Below are 19211 nucleotides of genomic sequence, written 5' to 3'. Positions count from 1 at the left end.
AGGATATTCACCCCATTGCCCGCCCCCGACGCCCCGCTGCGAATACTCAAGCCCGGCGCAGCAGACGCCGCGCCGGCCGTTCCGCTCAACGAAAGGTTGCCGTCCAGGGTGGTCAGGTTGATCACCGACGCGGTGCCGGTGGAGTTGACCACCGTGCCGGAGTCGCCGGCGCTGCGGCCATCAACCACAATATCGCCCCCCGCACCCGCGCTCAGCGTCACCGCGCCGGTGGTGGAGGCCGCCAGGAATACGCCACGGCCCGATGCCGCAGCGCCCTGGACCGTCAAGGTGCCGCTGCCCACACTCAGGATTTGAGCCGACGACGCCGCCGTCGAACACACCAGCACACCGCTGCCCGACACCGCGCTGCCACGCAGGGTGACATTGCCACTGCCGGTGGCCGCGATGGTGTTGCTGGTGCTGAAGATCCGCGTGCCGTTGCCGCTGCCCAGGTTGGTGCTGTCCACTGTGATGGAGCCCACACCCGAGGTCACGATATTGCTGCCGCCGGTGAGCACGAAGGCATCGCCGCTGCCCGTGCTGCTGGCCTGCACAGCGGTAATACTGATGTTGCCGCCACCGGCGTCCAGGGTGCTGCGGCTGATGTTGATCGCCGTCGCGGTGGAGCCGGCGGCCAGGCTGGCGGACGTGGCGCCGCGCAAGGTGATGTCACCGCCGCTGGTGCTGATGCGCGTGCCGTTGGTCAACGAAATGCCCACGCCATTGCTGACGTTGGTGCTGGCCCAGGAGGTCGCCGGGTCGACCGCGCCGCTGATGGTGAGGTTGCCGCCGTTGGTGCTGATGCTCGCGTTGCTCAGGGCCACCGAGCCGTTGCCGCTGTTGTTGAAGTTGGAAACCAGCGACACGTTGAGGGTCTTGCCGGTGCCATTGCTGATGCTGGTGTTGGTCATCACGATATTGCGGTGCGCCTGCAGGGTCAGGGTCGCGTTGCCCACGCCCTTGACGTTGTCGAGCACGTTGATGTCCCCGGACGTGCCCGCCCCGGAAGAGGTGGTCACCAGGATGTTCGCGCCTTCCGACAACGAGGCATTCAGGGTTGCTGAACTGAGGTTGGAGCTGGCCCCCGCATTCGGCGTAAAGGGTGTGCTGCTGGACGTGCCAGTGCTGGCGGTGCGGGTGATGTTGATGTTGAACGGGTCAATCAGCCATGTGCCGCCCTGCCCCGACACCGCGCTGAGGTCGACCACGCCCATCACATCCAGCGCATGCCCGGAGGTTTCCACCAACCCGCCACGCCCCTGGCTGCCGGCGCCGCGCACGCTGATGCCGCCATAAAATTGAGTGTTGTCCTTGGACCAGAGGATCACTTTGCCGCCGTCTCCCTGGCTCAACGCATTGGCGCTGATGCGCGCATCGCTGCCCATGAAGGTGCTGTCGGCCTGGTGCAGGTTGCCGCTGCCCTGGTAATCGCCGCCCATCAACACCGTGCCGCCGCCGATGTCGCCATCGGCGTCGATGCGGCCGCTGTCGAACAGGCCCACGTACTGGCCGGTCATGGTCACGTTGCCGCCGCGCTCGCCGGCGTTCTTGCCCGACACATCGAGCACGCCGCTGTTGACCACCACCCCGCTGTCACCGCCATCGAGAATGATGCGGCCGTTACGCTGTTGCAGGCTGCGGGCTTCGATCACGCCTTCGTTGTTCACCACATTGCTGAGCATCGCCTGGGAGTCGCGGGCGGTCATGGCCACGGCACCGCCGTTGGCACTGAGCAGCCCGCGGTTGATCACACTGGCGCCGATCGCCGGGTCGTTGACCTCGACGTTGATCAGGCCGTCACCGGTAAAATCCAGGGTGATTTTTTCCCCACCGCCCAACACCACCGAGCCGAGTTTGGCGACCACCGTGCCTTCGTTGCGCACCTGGCTGCCCAGCAACGCGACACTGCCGCCATCCCGCGCACTGATCGTGCCCTGGTTGATCACCGCGCCACCGCTGGGCCCGGAAAACACGTATTTGCCGGCCATGAAGTCGCTGTTGGAAATGTTCAGCGAGCTGGCCACCAACCCACCCACGTCCACCATCGACCCCGCGCCGAACAGCACGCCCTGGGGGTTGATCAGGAACACCTGGCCATTGGCATTCAGGTGCCCGAGGATCTGCGAGCCATCGCTGCCGGTGACCCGGTTGAGCGCCACCGAAGACGCCCCCGGCTGCAGGAAATTCACCTGGGCGGCACTGCCGATATTGAACGTGTCCCAGGTGGTGATCAGGCGGTCGCTGCCCTGGTGCACGGTCATCACATTGCCGCTGCTGCTGATGGTGCCGCTGCCGGCGACCACCTGGCCGTTGGTGGGCAACGCGTTGCTGTCCAGGGCCAGCGCGGGCAGCGGCGTCAGGCTGTAGAGCGCGCAGAGCACGGCGAAACTCAGGGGTTTGAGAACAGGCAGCGCGGTTTGGAATTGTTGTGTGCTCACAGCCTTCTCCTCAGAACGAATAGTTGATGCCAGTGCCGACGGCGCTGATGGTAGTGCCCGCGCCGGGTGAGTAGCCGCTGGCCGCCGTGACGCCGGTGAGGGCGAAGTTGTAGTTGGCCAGGGAGTTGTTCTTCAGCAGCACGTACTGGGTGAACAGGTCGATGCGCTTGGTCAGCTTGTAGTTGGCGCCGATGGCGTACTGGGTGGCGCCCATGCCGTGGGTGTCGCATTCCACCGGGGTGGCGCGGATCATCTCGCACTTGCCGGGCAAGGCCTTGCCGTAGCTGGCCTTCAATGTCCAGGGGCCGATCTTGTGGGACGCGCCCACCAGGTAGGCCCGGCGGCGGTACTTGGAAAGGTCGCTGGTGGTGGTGCTGGTGTTGATCACTCCGTCTTCGGAATAGGACAGGTCATCGGCGATCAGCGACAGCTTGGTCGCGCCAAAGTCGTAGGCCAGGCCGTAGCGGAAGCTGAAATCATCCGACGAGGTGCCATCGGTGACGTGGGTGCTGCTGCCCAGCCCGCGCGCGTTGCGGCCCAGGTCGGCAATGCCGAAATAATTGATGTGCCGCTCGGTGGCGAACACCGCCGTGAAGCCGCCGTTGTTGTAGGTCAGGCTGCTGCCGTAGACATAGCCCTTGTCCACATCACTGGCGGCGTTCATGCCGTTGTTCGAATACGCCAGTTTGAGTTGCAGGCCGTTCCACTCCGGCGTCCAGTATTCCACCACGCCGGCCTGGCGGCGGTTGAACGCCGCGTCGCCATTTACCGCCGTGTCGTTGTAGCTCTGCGGGCCGTTGACGTTGGTCGACAGGCCGGCGCTGAAGCCCGGCGAGCCGATGATGTTGAAGTACGCCGCACTGGTCTTGCCGTTGAACGGATCCAGGGTGGTGGTGGACTCCTTCATCGGCATGTCCCACACGCCATACAGCAACGTGCCGTAGTCGGTGTTATTGAACGCCGCGCCGGTGTTGCGCAGCTTGGTGCTCGGCGATGCCGAAGGGTTCACCGACTTGTCGTTGCTCGCGGTGTAGTTCATCGAGATGCCGTATTCCAGCTGCCACAGCAGCTTCCAGTCATCGCTGAGGCCGTAGCCGCCGTGCACGCCGAGGGCGGACACGTTGTCGCGGGCGCGCCAGAAGCTCGCCATGTTGCGCCCGTTCGGCGTGGCCAGGCGGCTCTGGTCAGCCGGTGCTGCCGGGGTGGAGCCATGGCGGTCGACGTATTCAGGAACGATGCCGAAGTTGCCGTAGATGACAGTGTCGGTCTCGGCCACTTCGAAGTCTTCGCCCTTGGAGCCGATGTCGCTGGCCAGCCCGGCGAACGCCTGGGGCGAACCGGAAATCGAGAACCACAGGCGCTTGGCCGCACGGTCGTCGCTGGTGGGGTCGGTACCCGGGGAGAACGCCAGGCTGGTGTTCATCACCAGGTCGCGGTGATAGAGGTTCAAGCCCACGCCGTAGCCGTAGCGTGTGAGGGTGTTTTCGCTGGCGTCCCACGGGTTCTTGTTGACCGTGACCTTGCCCGCATCGGCAAACAACGTGCCCTCGGCGATGGCGCCGTTGAAGCGCCCGAGGTATTTGCGCAGCTCCAAGCGGCCGAGCACGCCTTCATCGCCGGCCACTTCACCGACGGGGTAGGCGCGCACACCGTTGGGCCCGCCGAGGCTGAGTTTTTCCGAGGAGTCGAGGTTCTTGTCGGCCCACTGCCCGGTCACCGAGCCAAACAGCGAGTAGCCATTGCCCAGGTATTGCAGGCGGCTGAAGCTCAGGTTGGCTTTCTTGTAGTGCCCGGCGGCGTTGGCGGTGAGCGCATCCAACGCGGCGTCGGCCGGCGTTTTTTTATCCAGGTCGCCAATGCCGTAGGCCAGGCTCCAGGTGTTGCTGCCCTGCCAGTCATCGCGCCAGTTGCCGTACAGCGTGGCGCTGCGAAACACCGCCGACTTGTTCACGGTAAAACCACCGGCGGAGTCTTCGAAACGCCGGTGATCTTCGGCCAGGTTGAAGCTGATGTTGCTGTCACGCGAACGCAGCAGCGAGCTGTTGATAAACACCGAAGACACCTGCGCGGTGCCGTCGGCATCCAGGCCCTTGAGGTTCTTGCCGATACTGTATTCCAGCTCGGCGTAGTTGGCGCCCACCGAGATCCCGGTGGCGCCCAGCGGTTGCTGGTAACCGATGCCCTTGATGTCCAGGCCTTCAAAGGAGTTCTGCGAAGTGGCGGTAAAACTGTCGCCAAGGCCCAGCGCATCATTGAGGCTGACGCTTGAAGTCAGGCGATTGCTGCCGGTGTAGTAGTTGCCGTAGTTGTCGATGGCGGCGCGGGCGGTCCAGGCGGTCATCTCGCTGAGCTTGAGCACGATGTCGGCGGCGCCGGGCTGCTGCGACGGCCGCAGGATCGCGTGCACGGCCACGCCGGTGATGTCCGACAGGCGCAGCAACACGCGCTCCAGGTCCTGCTCACGGATGATGGTGCCGGAGGGCAGCGCGTTGACGAACTGCTGCTGCACTTCGGGGCGCAGGCGCACATTGGCGTCCGGCAATGCGCTGACCTGGCCGATCACGCCCTCGGAAACACCGAGGGTCACCTGGCCATTTTGAATGTCCTGGGCCGGCAGGTAGGCCCGCGCCACCAGGTAACCCCGCGCCCGGTACAGCGCCGTGACCTGCGCGGCGGTGTCACGCAGGCCATCCAGGCTCAGGGTCTTGCCGGCGTAGGGCAGCAGCACCGGCTGCAACTGGGCATCACTGAGTTCGCGGTTGCCTTTCACCACGAATCGCTTGACCTGCACCTGCACGCTTGAATTGCCCACCTTGGGCGCTGGCGTGTCGTCCTGGCTTTCGATGCGCACGCTGCCAGGAGTAGCCGGCTGGGCATTGTCGGTGGGGCGCAGCACCGAGCGGCTGTTATCGAACAGGGTGCCGGACGAGGGCAGCGTGTCGGCCTGGGCCTGGGCAGCGATCAGGGCGGCGGCCAGCAGCGACAATGCGCCAGGCCCCCAGGCGCGCGGCGCCCGGGCAGTGGGGAGAGTTGGGCTCATACAGTTCTCTTATTGTTTTTATCGAGACGCAGCGTTGGGCAAACAGCGTGAAACTCAGGGAAACAGCATTCGCGCCACCGCCTTGTCACCCAGGAGGCGCGCCGCGTTGTGGCCGATACCGGGAATCGTGTGCTGGGGATGGCGCAAGGGAATCTGCCATTGGCTCGACAGGAACTGCTCGTAGCTGACGAAATTCAGTTGCCGGTCGAGCCGGGTATCGCCCTGGTAATTGGCCCCGCAGGAGCTGTCGAGCACGCGGCTGGTGGGGTTGTTGTCCTGGGCACCGACCAGGTAGGTGATGTCGCGCGCGGCATAGCGGGCAAACACTTGGCGGTTCGTCAGGTGCTGGTTCTGCAGGTAGGCGGGTGCATTGTCGAGGCCGTAGCGATAACGGCTGTAGCTGGGGCACATGATGCTCACCACCGGCTTGAACACGCCGTCCTGCAAGCGGTTTTCGTCGAAGTACACGTAGCTCGACGGGCTGGCGACCACGTAGCGGATCGTCAGGCCGTGGGCCTTAAGGCTGGCGTCGAGGTCATTCATCACCGCGTAGCGTTGCATCAGCTGCGCACCGGCCGAATGGCTGACCATCACAATTTCCTTGAGCGCCGGGTAACGCTGGCGATCGGACAGGTAGGCAACCACATCGTCGAGCACCTGGAACGCCGGAATGCCCTTGCGCCCGAATTGCGATTCGATGCCGTGCATCCACTTGTCGCGGGGCCACAGCGGCATGTCATTGCTGACACCGGCGTCGGTGGGGGTGAGGAAATTCGGCGCCAGCAACAAGGTGGTGGTGCTCGGCAGACGGGCGTTGCCCAGCAGCTTGCGACCGGTGTTGAAGTACTGGTCGGCGTCGCGTTGCACGCCGTGCAAAATCACCACCGCACGCTCCAGGGTCTTGGGCGGGTTGTAGAGGTCGGCGTTGGCGTAGATCGGGAACGGGTAGGCGCGGTCATCGTGGCCCAGGCGCAGGACCTGGCGGGCATCGGCTTCAGGCTTGTCGACGCCCTCGCTGTGCACGTCGACCTTGGCGCAACTGCTCAGGGTGCCCATCAGGGCGAGGGAGGCCAAAACGGCGGTAAAGGGTTTCAAGGCGGTGGGCAGGCTTATGAACATGACCGGGCACTTCTCTTGTTTTTTTAAGAGCCTATCAGTGCTGTCCACCTATTAAAAATATCTAAATAACGGGGTTTGGATACTTTAAAGATATGCCAATCAAACACCCACCACACGCCCTACCCGCTCGCTGATCAGCCCCCAGGCTTCGGGGTTCAGCAGATGGGGTGGACGCTCGCCGCGCAGCAACGCCGCGATCTGCGCCGCCGATGAACGCGCCACGTTGCGCCGGCCCCCATGGGTAACGCCTGCCGTGTGAAAGGTCGCGACCACATTGGGCAAGCTCATCAGCGGTGCATCCTGGGGCGGGGGTTCGCAGGCCCACACATCCAGCCCGGCGCCGCTCAAATGGCCGTTCTTGAGGGCCACGTACAACGCCGCCTCATCATGGATGCCACCCCGGGCGGTCGAGAGGAATACCGCGCCCCGCTTCATCGCCGCGAACTGCTCGGCGCCCATCAAGTGGCGAGTGCTGGCATCCAGCGGACAATGCAGGGACACGACATCACTGCGCCGCAACAGCTCGGCCAAGGTCACCGGTTGCGCGCCCTGGGCCTGCATCTGCTCATCGCGCAGATGGGGATCATAGGCCAGCACTTCCAGGCCAAAACCCCGGGCGATGGTCGCCACACGCCGGCCGATTTCCCCCAGGCCGATCAGGCCGAGGGTGCGCCCATGGATCTCCTCGCCCATCAGGTCTTCGCGGCTGAAACCCGTGGCGTGGCGCAGGGTGTCGTGGGACTCGACGATGCGCTTGACCACCGCCAGCAGCAGGCCAAAGGTGTGCTCGGCCACCGAGTGGGCATTGGCCCCCGCCTGGTTCATCACGGCGATGCCCGCACGGCTGCAGGCGGCCACATCCACCGTATCGAACCCCGCGCCGCCCGACGACACGCAGAGCAGTGCCGGGCACTGCTCGATCAACGCCTGGCCGGCAAACCAGTGCCTGGGCAACTCGTCCTTGGCGGCCGAGACATGGTACGCGTGGGCCTGGCGCAAGGCGGCCAGGGTACGTTCATCGTCCCCCTGGCGCGGCAGCACCTGCAGCGCCAGTTGGGGGTTGGCCTGGATCATTTCGTCAAAGACGGGGTTGATCCAGAAATCGAGGCGGCACACCTGCATCACTCGGTTCATCCGGGCTCCTAGGCTTGTGGGTTGGCGGCAGTTGGAGGGCGTGGCTCGACCATGGTGAGCACGATGGCGAAGGTGATCAGCGAGCTCACCCCGAGAAAACCGAACACGTAGTCCCAATTGAAATGATCGAGCAACACGCCGACCACGAACGGCGTGAAGGCACCGCCCAGGGAACCGCCGGTGTTGACGATGGACGCGGCGAACGGCACGCGCTCTTTGGTGGCCAGGCCCATGGGGTACACCAGGAACGTGGAGTAGCCGATGTTGAGCAGGATGCCCGCCAGCAGGAACACTGCCGACAACAGCAAGGGGTCGCTGGGCGCGTTGAGCAGCACCACCATCATCAGCACCGTGGCCAGCGAACCGATCAGCATCGCCGGTTTGCGCCGACGGTCGAACACCCGGTCCGAGAGCCAGCCGCCCAGCAGGTTGCCGATGATCGCGCCGACCCACGGCGCGGAGGCGACCATGCCCATCTTCAACACCGAGTACTGCTTGACGGTGATCAGGTAGGTGGGCACCCAGGTCATGATCGAATAGGTGATGCCCACCATCAGGAAGTAGCCCATGGCACAGGCCCACACGTTCCATGAGGCGAGGATGCTTTTGTTGTCGGCCAGCAGCGGCACCTGGCGGGTGCGGATCAGCCGGTCGAACCACGCCGGGATGCGCACCATCGGCTGGACCGAGGCCGCGCCCTGGGCGTGGCTGCCCTGGATATGCTGCAACTCGCTGGCCGAACAGTGCGGGCTGTCAGCCGGGTCGTCCTTGACCAGCCACCACCACAACAGGGCCACGAAGAACCCCGGGATGGCAAAGAAAAAGAACACTTCGCGCCAGCCGTACAGGTGCACGATGTAGGCACACAGCGGCGGCACGATGGCCGGCGCCACCTTGATCGACGACATGAAGATGCCGGTGGCCAGGCCCTTTTCGCTCGGCGGAAACCAGCGGTTGATGATCGACACGATGCCGATGTTGATCGGCCCTTCCGCCGCCCCCAGCAACGCACGCGCCAGCTTGAGTTGCAGCACGCTGGAGGTGAAGCCGATGAGCAAGGTGGCCAGGGAGGTCAAAACCAGCGAACCGGTCAGCAGCTTGCGGATGCCGTAGCGGCCGAACAGGTAGCCAGCGGGGATCTGCACGATGGCGTAGGTCAGGTAGAACAGGCTCGCCAGGGCGCCGATGTCGGTGTTGCTCAGGTGGTATTCCTGTTTGAGAAGGGCACCACCACGCCGATGTTGGCACGGTCGGCACCGGCCACCATGTAGGCCAGGAAAAACAGCGCCGCCACGACCCAGCGAAAACGGCTGGTGGATTTGGAGTCAGCTTTCATTTCTTCACCGATCTTTCTTGGAGTTATGGTCGGTACGCCGTGAAGAAACCCTCACGCCAGTAGGCCGTGAGCGGGATAGTGCCGAGGAAATTTAAGTAGACATAGAGATATTCCGTGAACTAAAAACATTCCAAAACCAGATGGGATTCATCCTGTGCCTACCTTCAAACAGCTCGAAGCGCTGATTGCCGTGGTCGACCACGGCACCTTCGACGGCGCGGCCAACCGCCTGGGCCAGGTGCAGTCGGCCATTTCCCGGCAGATCCAGGAACTGGAGCACTGGCTGGGGTTCGCGCTGTTCGACCGCAGCGGCCGTGGCGCCCGGCTCACCGCGCTGGCCGCACCGGTGGTGGCCCAGGCCCGCGACGTGTTGTTGCAGCGCGACATCGTCAACAGTTGCCTGATCAGCCCGCAGGTGCTCAGCCGTCGGTTGCGCATCGGCATCACCGAACTCAGCGCCCTGACCTGGCTGCCGCGGCTGATCAAGGCGGTTTCCAGCCACTACCCCAAGGTGCGCATCGAGCCGGAAGTCGACCTCAGCGTACGTCTGCATGGGTTGCTGATGGCCGGCCAGGTCGATGTGATCGTGGTGCCGGATGCGTTCAGCAGCAATGGCCTGATCAAGGTGGCACTCGATGAGGTGCGCAACAACTGGTTCTGCGCACCGGGCCTGCTCGATCACCAGCAACCCCTGACCCTGGAAGATTTGAGCCACTGCACCCTGCTCGCCCAGGGCCGGTTGTCGGGTTCCGGCCTGCTGGTAGACACCTGGCTCGCCACGCACCAGGCCAGCCCCAGCGCGCACATTCCGTGCAGCAGCCTGGCGGCCCTGATCGGCCTGACCGTATCCGGCCTGGGCGTAACCTACCTGCCCGACATCACCGCCGCGCCCTATTTGCTCAATGGGCAACTGGTGAAGCTCGACGTGACGCCGCCGCTGCCCACCACGCCTTATGTGGCGCTGGCACGGGCCGACAGCTACAGCCCGTTTCACCGGCATGTGATGGAATTGCTCGGCGAACATTGCGACCTGCAACAGGCCTATGGACGCCCGGCATGATCAACATCAAGCAGATCGAAACTTTCTACTGGACCCTCAAGCTCGGCACCTTGCAGCGCGCCGCCACGCGCCTGTTTATCACCCAGTCCGCCGCCACCAAGCGCCTGCAGGAGCTGGAAAAACAGGCTTGCCTGCCGCTGTTCGAGCCCGGCAGCCACAAGGTGCAACTGAGCCCCAAGGGCGCCGAATTGCTGGAGGCCAGCGAAGGCCTGATCGCCAGCCTGGCCCGGCTGGACGCCTTGCGCGGCGCCGCCCACCAGGTGCAGCGCGCCGTGCGCATGGGGTTGACGGAGCTGGTGACCATCACCTGGTTCACCGACTTCGTTGCGCGCACCAAGGCCGAGCTGCCGGACATCAGCCTGCACCCGGACGTGGACCTGTCCGCACGCCTGCAACGCAAGCTGCTCGACGGTGACCTGGACCTGGTCGTGATCCCGCAGGACTACGTCACCGCCGCCATGGCCTCGATCCCGCTGCAATCGATCACCTTCACCTGGCTGGCACCGCCACGGCTGTTCCCCGAAGGCACCACCCTCTCCCTCAAGCAACTGGCGCTGTGGCCGATCATCGTGCAAGGCCCGGACTCGGGGATCACCCAACGCTGCGAGCAGCTGTTTGCCCAGGAGGGTATCGAGTTCAACCACGTGTACGGCAGCAACAGCCTGTTCGCGCTGCTGGCGTTGATCCGTGCGGGGGTGGGCATCAGTTGTTTGCCGAGGGGTTTGTTCGTGGACGAGATCGAGCGCGGGGAATTCCAGGAGGTGACGCTGGAAGTGCCACCGGCTGCGGTGAATTATCACCTGGCGTTTCTCAAGCATGGGCGCACCGCGCTGATTGACACCCTGGCCGACCTGGCGCGCCAGTCGACCCAGGGCGATGCCCGCCGTTAGAGCAACAGCCGCGAAAAATCGCAGCAGGCCTGGGCCATCTGCGCCACGTCCTGGTTCAAGCCGAACTGGCGATCGACCCGGTGCAACGCCACGTAACGCACGCTCGGCAATTCCGGCTCGGTGACCAATGCCCGTAGCGAACCCTGCTCGATCAGATGGGACAGGCACGCCTTGGGCAGGTAGCTCACGCCAATCCCCGACAGCGCCAAGCCCACCTGCACCAGCAGGTTGTGGCTGGTGAGCGTGCGCGGCATCTGCACGTTGTGGGTGGCCATCCAGCGCTCGTAGATCAAGCCGGTGCCCGACTGCGAGCCCTGGGTGAGCACGGTGTAGCTGGCCAGGGTTTCCAGGCTGACCGGGTCGGCGTCGGGGATCAGCCCGGGCGAGCAGATCCAGGCGTTGTTCACGCTTTGCAGCGGGGTGCTGTGAAAGCGCGAGTCGCTGTAGGCGTCGGGCACGATCACCAGGTCCAGCTGGTCGCTTTCCAGTTTGCGGAACAGCTCGCTGCTCAGTTCCACCGAGGGTTCGATCTGCACCTTCGGGTACGCCTGGCGCAACGCCTCCACCAGGGCCGGCAGCCAGGTCAGCGCGGTCAACTCGGTGACCCCGAGGCGAAACCTGCGCACCAGCACGTTGCGCGCGCTGACCCGTTCGAGCAACTGGTCGCGGCTGTTGAGCAGGTCGCGGGCGTAGTCGAGCAGCTCGCCGCCCTTTTCGGTCAGCCGCGCATTGCGCTTGCTGCGGTCGAAGATCTCCACATCGAAGGTTTCTTCCAGTTCCTGGATGCGCTTGGAGATCGCCGACTGCGACATGTTCAGCTTGTTCGCCGCCGCTTCGAAGCTGCCCAGTTCGGCAATCCAGTAGAGCGCGTCGATTTGCTTGAATGTGATCATGCCGGGCAACTCATGAGAAAAAGCGATGCTAACACATCATAAAATATCGCTAAAACTGTCCGTTCATCACTCCTAAGATTTGGCCATAGCCCGTCGCTATCCCACGATTCTGGAGATTTGCCATGTCCTTGCCCGGTTCCCGCATCCTTCCCAACGCACCGATGGCCCCGGCCGAACTGGTGGAGGCGTTCGCCCATGTGGTCACGCCGCACATCAGCGACAACCTGGGCCGGCACATCGGCGCCCGTGGCCTGACGCGCTACAACCGCACCGGCAAGCTGGTGGGCACGGCGATCACCGTGAAGACGCGGCCCGGCGACAACCTGCTGATCTACAAAGCCATGAGCATGATGCAACCCGGCCACGTGCTGGTGGTGGACGGCCAGGGCGACACCAACAACGCGGTGATCGGCGAGCTGGTCAAGCTCTACGCCCAGCAGCGCGGCTGCGTCGGGTTTGTGATCGACGGCGCGATCCGCGACGTCGCCAGCTTCGACAACACGCCCTGCTACGCCCGTGCGGTGGTGCACACCGGCCCTTACAAGACCGGCCCCGGCGAGGTGAACGTGCCGGTGTCCATCGGCGGCATGCTGATCAACCCGGGCGACCTGCTGGTGGGCGATGAAGATGGCCTGGTGGCGTTCTCCCAAGCCGATGCCGCCGAGGTGCTGCGCCGCGCCGGGCAACATGCCGAGCATGAAGAAGCGGTGAAGGCCGAAATCGCCACCGGCGCGGTGCGCCAGAGCTGGATCGACAAGGTGCTGGCCAACGCCGGCCTGGCGGACTGAAGGACACCCTGATGAGCACTGCATTTCTTTCCGACCGCGTCCTGGGCATTGCGCCCTCCCCCAGCGTTACCGCCAATGCCTTGGTAAGCGAGCTGCGTGCCCAGGGCCGTGACATCGTCAATTTCACCGTGGGCGAGCCGGACTTCGACACCCCGCCGCATATCCTGCAAGCGGCCAGCCTGGCAATGCACAGTGGCGACACCCACTACACACCGACCACCGGCACCCTGGCCCTGCGCCGGGCCATCTGCCTGAAGCTCGCACGGGACAATGGCCTGGTCTATGGCCTGGACGAAGTCGTGGCCGGCTGTGGCGGCAAGCACATCATCTATCACGCGCTGGCCGCCACCTTGAACCGTGGCGACGAAGTGATCGTGCACACGCCCTATTGGGTGTCCTACCCGGACATCGCGCGGCTCAACGATGCCACTCCGGTGATCATCCCCGGCGATGAAAGCCTGGGCTTCAAACTCGCGCCCGACACCCTGGAGCAGGCGATCACCCCACGCACCAAATGGGTGATCCTCAACAGCCCCAACAACCCCAGCGGCGCGGTGTACAGCGAGGCCGAACTGCTGGCGCTGGCCGACGTGCTGCGGCGCCATCCCCATGTGCTGGTCATGGCCGATGAGATCTACGAGCACTTCGTCTACGGTGACGCCCGGCATGTGCCGTTGACGCGCCTGGCGCCCGACCTCAAGCCGCGCACGCTGATCGTCAACGGCGCGTCCAAGGGCTACGCCATGACCGGTTGGCGCCTGGGGTTTGGTGCCGGCCCGGCATGGTTGATCAGCGCCATCGCCAAGCTGCTGTCGCAAACCACCACCTGCCCCAGCTCACTGAGCCAGGCCGCCGCCGTGGCCGCCTTTGCCGGCGAGCAGGCGCCCATCGCCGACATGCGTGCGCAATACCAGCAACGTCGCGCGCACATGCTGGGGTTACTGGCGGACATCCCCGGCGTGAGCTGCACCCCACCGGACGGCGCGTTCTACGTGTTCGTCAATGTGAGCGCGCTGATGGGCAAGCTCACCCCGGCGGGCGACCGCCTGGAGGACGACACGCAATTGGTGGACTACCTGCTGCGTGACTACGGCCTGGCCACGGTCAGCGGCGCGGCCTACGGCATGTCGCCGTATGTGCGCCTGTCGTTTGCCAGCGCCCTGGACGTGATCGAAGAAGGATGCCGTCGTCTCAAAGACGCATGCCACGACCTGCGCTGACGGCTTCTCGCTGCACCCGGCGGCCCACCACGGCCGCCTTTCGACTGCCTAGAACAACAACTTAAAAATCATTGATCTCAAATGAGGCATTCCTATGCACACGCCCCGCATCGCGCTGGTCTGGCAAATCGTTATCGGCTTGCTCACCGGCATCGCCATTGGTGCCCTGTTGCACCGCTTTCCCGAGTCCCGCCCATGGCTGGTGGACAACGTGCTGCAACCAGCGGGCGACATCTTTATCAAGCTGATGAAGATGATCGTCGTGCCGATCGTGTTTTCCTGCATGGTGGTGGGCATTGCCGGGCACGGTGACGGCAAATCCCTGGGTCGCATCGGGGTCAGGTCCCTGGGCTATTTCTTCTGCATCACCACCCTGGCGATCATCGTCGGGCTGGTGCTGGGCAACCTGCTCAAGCCAGGTGCCGGCACCGAACTTTCCAGCCTGCACGCCGCCACTATCAGCCTGCCTACCAGCAGCGGCGCCGGGCATAGCCTGGGCCAGATTCTCGTCGGGATCATCCCCGACAACGTGATCAGCGCCATGGCCCAGGGCAGCCTGCTGTCGGTGCTGTTTTTTGCGGTGATGTTCGGCCTGGGCGTGTCGCGCTTGCCCGCCGAACGCAAAGACCCGGTGATCGCGCTGCTGCGTGGTGTCAGCGATGCAATGTTCAAGGTCACGTCGATGATCATGGCGTACTCACCGATTGGTGTGTTCGGGATGATCGCAGTGACCGTGGCCAACTTCGGGTTTGGCTCGCTGCTGCCGTTGGCCAAGCTGATCCTGGTGAGCTATGTGTCCATCGTGTTTTTTGTGCTGGTGGTGCTGAACCTGATTGCACGGTTGTGCGGGATCAACCTGTTTGCCTTGATGCGTCATATCAAGGACGAACTGGCCCTGGCCTTCTCCACCGCCAGCTCCGCAGCGGTGATGCCACAGCTGATGAAAAAGCTCGAAACCTACGGCGTGCCACCTTCGCTGGTGAGTTTTGTGGTGCCGGTGGGTTACTCGTTCAACCTGGACGGTGCCTCGCTGTTCCTGGGTATCGGCACGTTGTTCGTCGCGCAGCTCTACGGTATCGACCTGAGCCTGGGCGACCAGGCCTTGCTGGTGGTGACCATGGTACTCACCTCCAAAGGCGCGGCCGGGGTGCCGGGCTTCATGTTCGTGATTCTTTCGGCCACCCTGGCCAGCGCCGGCCTGCCGTTGGAAGGCATTGCGTTTATCGCCGGGGTGTACCGCTTGATGGAAATGCCCACCACGGCGTTGAACGTGCTGGGCAATGCCTTGGCGCCGTTGGTGATTGCCAAGTGGGAGGGGCATGAGCGTCAGCCGGTCATAGAGGCAGTGCCTGTGCGACGGGGATAAGGGTGCAACACCTATCGATCAACGCTCACCTGTGACAGCCGGATGCACTGGCGCGCAAGGATCGTGGTGGGGTCCACCAGCGCCACGCGGTGCCCGTTGATCTCGAAAGCCTCGCTGTGGGCCAGCACCAGCGGCAACTCGGTGCAGCCGAGGATCAACACCTTCGCCCCCTGCTCACACAAGTGCTCGGCCGCCAGCAGCAATTGCTCTCGGCAGATGCCTTCAGTAAACCCCGCCTTGATCCCCCGCTCACCGTAGATCGCCTCCATGACCAGCGCCTGGTAGTCAAAGCCCGGCGTGATCAGCTGCAACCCCACACGCCGCGCCGCGTGGTGATAGACCTGGCTTTGCACCGTGCCGGAGGTGGCCAGCAGCCCGACCGCCTGGCCACTGCCGTAGTGCTGCGCGATCCACTCCACGGTCTCGCTGAGCATGTTGACGATGGGCACGCGCAGGTGCGGCTGGAGGCGCTCGACAAACGCATGGGCGGTGTTGCACGGAATGGCAATGGCCTGGGCGCCGGCGCTTTCCAGGCGCTTGCAGGTGGCGTACAGCGCCAGGGTCGGGTCGGTTTCATCGCGTAGCAGGTTGGCGGTGCGATCGGGAATCTGCGGGTTTTGCTCGACCACCATCTTGATATGGTCCTGGTCTTTGCCGGCCGGCGTGTGGGCGACCACCTTGCCCATGAAGTCCACGGTGGCGGCCGGGCCCACGCCGCCGACGATGCCCAGCTTGAACGGCGGCTGGCGCGCCGGGCCATCGGCCTGGGTGGCGAAGTCGGCGTAGAGCTGGTTGATGTCGAGCGCGCTGATGCCGCGCCGCTGCAAGTCGCCGCAGACCAGTGACAGCTCGGTCATACCCGGCACGATCAGCGTGGCGCCCTGTTCCTGCAAGGACAGGCACGCCTGGTACACGCCCTCCAGCGGTACGCCTTCCAGGTGGCCGTCCTTGATGCCGTTGACGCCGTACATCGCCTCCATCAAGGCCGCCTGCGCCTCGGCGTCGGGGTACAGCAGGTTGAAGTGCTGGCCGAGGTGTCTTTCAAACAGGCCGCAGTGGCGCACGAAGTCCGACGCAATCACACCCAGGCGCGTGCCAGGCGCAACGCTGCGGGTGATGTGCTGGACCAGCGCCTGCATCATGTCGAGCACGGGGATACCCAGCTCCTGCTGGATCTCCTCGCGAAAGGTCTGGCTGGCGAAACACGGCAGCAGCACCGCGTCCACGCCGCTGTTCTCAAACGTTTTGCACACCTGGAACACGTAGAACTTGCGCGACGTCATGCTGGCGTTGCGGTCCAGCGGCAGCAGCACATCCTTGAACGGGTGCTGCTCAAACAGGAAGTGATAGCGGCCTTGGTCCTCCAGCACCGCCCGGGACTTGACCAGCTTGTAGAACAGGTCCGCCCCGGCCAGCGAGCCCAGCCCGCCGACGATGCCCAGCCGTCGGGTACTGCTCATGTGCGCACCGCCTGTGGTGCTTCGGCCGGCTCTTCTTCGGCCTCCGATTGCGCCACCACCGCCGTGGCGATGCTGTTGCCAACCACGTTGGTGGCGGTGCGGGCCATGTCGAGGAACTGGTCGATACCAATGATCAACAACAACCCGGCTTCGGGCAGGTTGAACATCGGCAAGGTCGCCGCCACCACCACGACCGACGCTCGGGCAACGCCGGCCATGCCTTTACTGGTGATCATCAGCGTGAGCAAAATCAGCAGTTGCTGGGTGAAGCTCAGGTCGATGTTGTAGGCCTGGGCGATGAACATGATCGCGAAGGCCTGGTACATCATCGAGCCGTCGAGGTTGAACGAATAGCCCAGCGGCAGCACGAAGCTGGACACGCGCTTGGGGGCACCGAATTTTTCCAGGGCCTCCATGGTTTTCGGATAAGCCGACTCGCTGCTGGCGGTGGAAAATGCCAAGAGGATGGGCTCGCGAATCAACTTGCCGAGGGTGAACACCGAGCGCCCGAGGAACAGGTAGCCGGCCGTGAACAGCAGCCCCCACAACAGAACAATCCCCAAGTAGAACTCGGCGATAAGCTTGGCGTAATCGGCGAGCAGGCCCAGGCCATTGGTGGTGATCGCCGACGCAATCGCCGCGAACACGCCGATCGGCGCGAAGGCCATCACGTAGTCGGTGATCTTGAACATCACCTTGGCCAGCTCATCCACGGTGTCGGTGATGCGCGTGTAACCGGCGCGCTTCACACCCGCCAGGGCAAAGCCGAAGAACAGCGAAAACACCACGATCTGCAGGATCTCGTTGTTGGCCATGGCTTCGGCGATGCTGCGCGGGAACACGTGGCTGATAAATGCCTTGAGGCTGAAGTCACCAGTATTCACCGCCACCGCCGCCGCCGCGTTTTGCACCACTTGCAGGTTCATCCCCGCACCGGGCTGGAACAGGTTGACCAGACCCATGCCCAGCAGCAACGAGACCAGCGACGCCGTCACAAACCACAGCATCGCACGCACGCCGATACGCCCTACCGAACGCGAACTGCCCAGGCTGGCGATGCCGCCCACCAACGTGGCGAAGACCAGCGGCGCGATGATCATCTTGATCATGCGCAGGAAGATGTCGGTGACCATCGAGAAATACCCGGCCAGCTCCTTGGCGCCCTGCTCGCTCCCTGCATAGTGATGACACGCCCAACCCACCAGCACGCCCAAGGCGATGCCGGCTGCAATTCGACGGGGAAGTTTGTTGTGCTTCACAGTGCTGCCCTCATGTGGTTTTTGTTGTGTGGGTGATGGGCAGAAATTCTAGGGACAGCTCACAGGCCTCTTGATGAGTAATCCGGCTAACCCCATGCGCTTTTGGAATAGTTAGCGAAAAGCCACGCCTGGCCTGGGCGCGACGGCATACACTCAAGGCTCACACCCTGGAGACCGGGCATGCAGATCAAATGGTTGGACGACCTCTTGGCCATCGCCGAGTGGAAGAATTTCTCCCGCGCCGCCGAAGTGCGATGCGTGACCCAATCGGCGCTGTCGCGGCGCATTCGCTCACTGGAAGAATGGGTGGGTGCCGAACTGGTCGACCGAGGCACCTACCCGGTGCAACTCACCGCCGCCGGCCAAGCCTTCTGCACCGAAAGCCGCGACGCCCTCGCCGGCCTGATGCGCCTGCGCGCCAGCCTGCGCGAAGTGGAACGCATGCCCGGGCGCTCGATCCAGGTGACAGCGGGACACAGCCTGTCGATGACCTTCCTGCCCAAATGGCTGGCGCAATTCCAGCGCCAGACCGAACAGTTCAATGCGCGCGTCGTGGCCGCGAATATCCATGACGCGGTGATCGCGCTGGAGGAAGGCAGCTGCGACCTGATGATCGTCTACCACCACCCGCTGGCGCCGATCCTGCTCGACCCGCAACGCTTTGGCAGCCTGGCCCTGGGACATGATGCGTTTATCCCGTTGTGTGCCCCTGATAAACGCGGTCGACCGCTGTACCGCTTGCCGGGAACGGCCGGGAAGCCGGTGCCGCATTTGGCGTACACCGCGACGACTTTTTTGGGGCGAGTGGCTGAAATCGTGATCAAGAACGGGCCGTCACCCGTTGTGCTGGAACGCTGTTATGAGGCGGATATGGCGATGTTGTTGATGCGTATGGCCATCGAGGGCTATGGCGTAGCGTGGTTGCCGCAGAGTGCGGTGGTGGATGAATTGGAGCGTGGGGTACTGGTGCGGGCTGGGGGGGAGGAATGGAGTACGCGGTTGGAGATTCGCTCGTACTGCGCGGTGGAGAATCAGAATCCGACGATGAGGAAGTTGTGGCGGGCGTTGGAGGGGCTCTGAATAGAGTGCGACTGAAATCTCGTTGAAACCGCTGGTGATACGTCTTCTGGGACGCAGGCGCTTAAAAAGTACTGACTCGCTCTAACCCGGACTTGCTAATTGCTAGCGCACCTGGAACACGAAAGTTA

General features: G+C 63.9%; 13 protein-coding genes and 1 pseudogene. 6 read left to right on the top strand and 8 right to left on the bottom strand.

Annotation, left to right across the window (positions count from 1 at the left end):
* The 5 genes and pseudogenes from HX803_RS14350 to HX803_RS14330 form a co-directional block, all read right to left on the bottom strand.
* Positions 1-2438 (bottom strand): filamentous hemagglutinin N-terminal domain-containing protein (locus HX803_RS14350; protein WP_178921480.1); only part of this gene is annotated, 2438 nt, incomplete at its 3' end.
* A gap of 10 nt (positions 2439-2448) precedes the next feature.
* Positions 2449-5478: a porin gene (locus tag HX803_RS14345; protein WP_178921478.1), complete on the bottom strand. Its 3030-nt coding sequence runs from the start codon at positions 5476-5478 to the stop codon at positions 2449-2451.
* A gap of 54 nt (positions 5479-5532) precedes the next feature.
* Positions 5533-6597 carry a hypothetical protein gene (locus tag HX803_RS14340; protein ID WP_178921476.1) on the bottom strand — a complete coding sequence of 355 codons (1065 nt, stop codon included), beginning with the start codon at positions 6595-6597 and terminating at the stop codon, positions 5533-5535.
* Between the two features lie 99 nt (positions 6598-6696).
* Entirely contained in the window at positions 6697-7731 is a 1035-nt protein-coding gene (locus HX803_RS14335) for a hydroxyacid dehydrogenase (protein ID WP_178921474.1), read from the bottom strand.
* Positions 7732-7739: 8 nt separating this feature from the next.
* Positions 7740-9067: pseudogene (locus HX803_RS14330) on the bottom strand (MFS transporter).
* 154 nt (positions 9068-9221) lie between these two features.
* Here HX803_RS14330 and HX803_RS14325 point away from each other — a divergent pair.
* Both HX803_RS14325 and HX803_RS14320 read left to right on the top strand, forming a co-directional pair.
* Complete coding sequence (locus HX803_RS14325) at positions 9222-10127, top strand: LysR family transcriptional regulator (RefSeq protein WP_178921472.1); 906 nt, start codon at positions 9222-9224, stop codon at positions 10125-10127.
* Positions 10124-11017, top strand: a complete 894-nt coding sequence (locus HX803_RS14320) for a LysR family transcriptional regulator (RefSeq protein WP_178921470.1) — start codon at positions 10124-10126, stop codon at positions 11015-11017. The genes HX803_RS14325 and HX803_RS14320 overlap by 4 nt, the downstream gene beginning before the upstream one ends.
* Here HX803_RS14320 and HX803_RS14315 read toward each other — a convergent pair.
* Entirely contained in the window at positions 11014-11910 is an 897-nt protein-coding gene (locus HX803_RS14315) for a LysR family transcriptional regulator (RefSeq protein ID WP_178921468.1), read from the bottom strand. The two genes, HX803_RS14320 and HX803_RS14315, sit on opposite strands and share 4 nt — an antisense overlap.
* Before the next feature lie 122 nt (positions 11911-12032).
* Here HX803_RS14315 and HX803_RS14310 point away from each other — a divergent pair, with 122 nt between their 5' ends.
* The 3 genes from HX803_RS14310 (at position 12033) to HX803_RS14300 (ending at position 15284) form a co-directional block, all read left to right on the top strand.
* Positions 12033-12698 (top strand): RraA family protein, encoded by a 666-nt coding sequence (locus HX803_RS14310; protein ID WP_178921466.1) that lies wholly within the window; start codon positions 12033-12035, stop codon positions 12696-12698.
* Positions 12699-12709: 11 nt separating this feature from the next.
* A complete protein-coding gene (locus HX803_RS14305) occupies positions 12710-13918 on the top strand; it encodes a pyridoxal phosphate-dependent aminotransferase (protein ID WP_178921464.1) in 1209 nt (402 codons plus the stop codon).
* A gap of 94 nt (positions 13919-14012) precedes the next feature.
* Positions 14013-15284, top strand: coding sequence for a cation:dicarboxylate symporter family transporter (locus HX803_RS14300; RefSeq protein ID WP_178921463.1), 1272 nt, complete (start codon positions 14013-14015; stop codon positions 15282-15284).
* A gap of 11 nt (positions 15285-15295) precedes the next feature.
* On the opposite strand, the gene HX803_RS14295 is transcribed toward HX803_RS14300, so the two are convergent.
* Positions 15296-16744, bottom strand: a complete 1449-nt coding sequence (locus HX803_RS14295) for an amino acid racemase (protein ID WP_178921461.1) — start codon at positions 16742-16744, stop codon at positions 15296-15298.
* Positions 16741-18003, bottom strand: a complete 1263-nt coding sequence (locus HX803_RS14290) for a dicarboxylate/amino acid:cation symporter (RefSeq protein WP_178921459.1) — start codon at positions 18001-18003, stop codon at positions 16741-16743. Before HX803_RS14290 ends, HX803_RS14295 begins: the two co-directional genes overlap by 4 nt.
* A gap of 180 nt (positions 18004-18183) precedes the next feature.
* Between HX803_RS14290 and HX803_RS14285 the strand changes: the two genes are divergently transcribed.
* On the top strand, positions 18184-19083 hold the full coding sequence (locus tag HX803_RS14285) for a LysR substrate-binding domain-containing protein (RefSeq protein ID WP_176998601.1): 900 nt from the start codon (positions 18184-18186) through the stop codon (positions 19081-19083).
* The last annotated feature ends 128 nt before the right edge of the window (positions 19084-19211 follow it).

Source organism: Pseudomonas sp. P7548 (assembly GCF_013386585.1).
Lineage (GTDB): Bacteria > Pseudomonadota > Gammaproteobacteria > Pseudomonadales > Pseudomonadaceae > Aquipseudomonas.
The sequence above is the reverse complement of the archived record's forward strand: the minus strand, read 5'-3'. Positions and strand labels throughout refer to the sequence as shown.

Excerpts from the sequence above, each read along its gene's own strand:
- HX803_RS14305 (WP_178921464.1), top strand. The coding sequence starts at position 12,710 with ATGAGCACTGCATTTCTTTCCGACCGCGTCCTGGGCATTGCGCCCTCC.
- HX803_RS14295 (WP_178921461.1), bottom strand. The coding sequence starts at position 16,744 with ATGAGCAGTACCCGACGGCTGGGCATCGTCGGCGGGCTGGGCTCGCTG.
- HX803_RS14310 (WP_178921466.1), top strand. The coding sequence starts at position 12,033 with ATGTCCTTGCCCGGTTCCCGCATCCTTCCCAACGCACCGATGGCCCCG.
- HX803_RS14335 (WP_178921474.1), bottom strand. The coding sequence starts at position 7,731 with ATGAACCGAGTGATGCAGGTGTGCCGCCTCGATTTCTGGATCAACCCC.
- HX803_RS14345 (WP_178921478.1), bottom strand. The coding sequence starts at position 5,478 with ATGAGCCCAACTCTCCCCACTGCCCGGGCGCCGCGCGCCTGGGGGCCT.
- HX803_RS14320 (WP_178921470.1), top strand. The coding sequence starts at position 10,124 with ATGATCAACATCAAGCAGATCGAAACTTTCTACTGGACCCTCAAGCTC.
- HX803_RS14285 (WP_176998601.1), top strand. The coding sequence starts at position 18,184 with ATGCAGATCAAATGGTTGGACGACCTCTTGGCCATCGCCGAGTGGAAG.
- HX803_RS14300 (WP_178921463.1), top strand. The coding sequence starts at position 14,013 with ATGCACACGCCCCGCATCGCGCTGGTCTGGCAAATCGTTATCGGCTTG.
- HX803_RS14340 (WP_178921476.1), bottom strand. The coding sequence starts at position 6,597 with ATGTTCATAAGCCTGCCCACCGCCTTGAAACCCTTTACCGCCGTTTTG.
- HX803_RS14315 (WP_178921468.1), bottom strand. The coding sequence starts at position 11,910 with ATGATCACATTCAAGCAAATCGACGCGCTCTACTGGATTGCCGAACTG.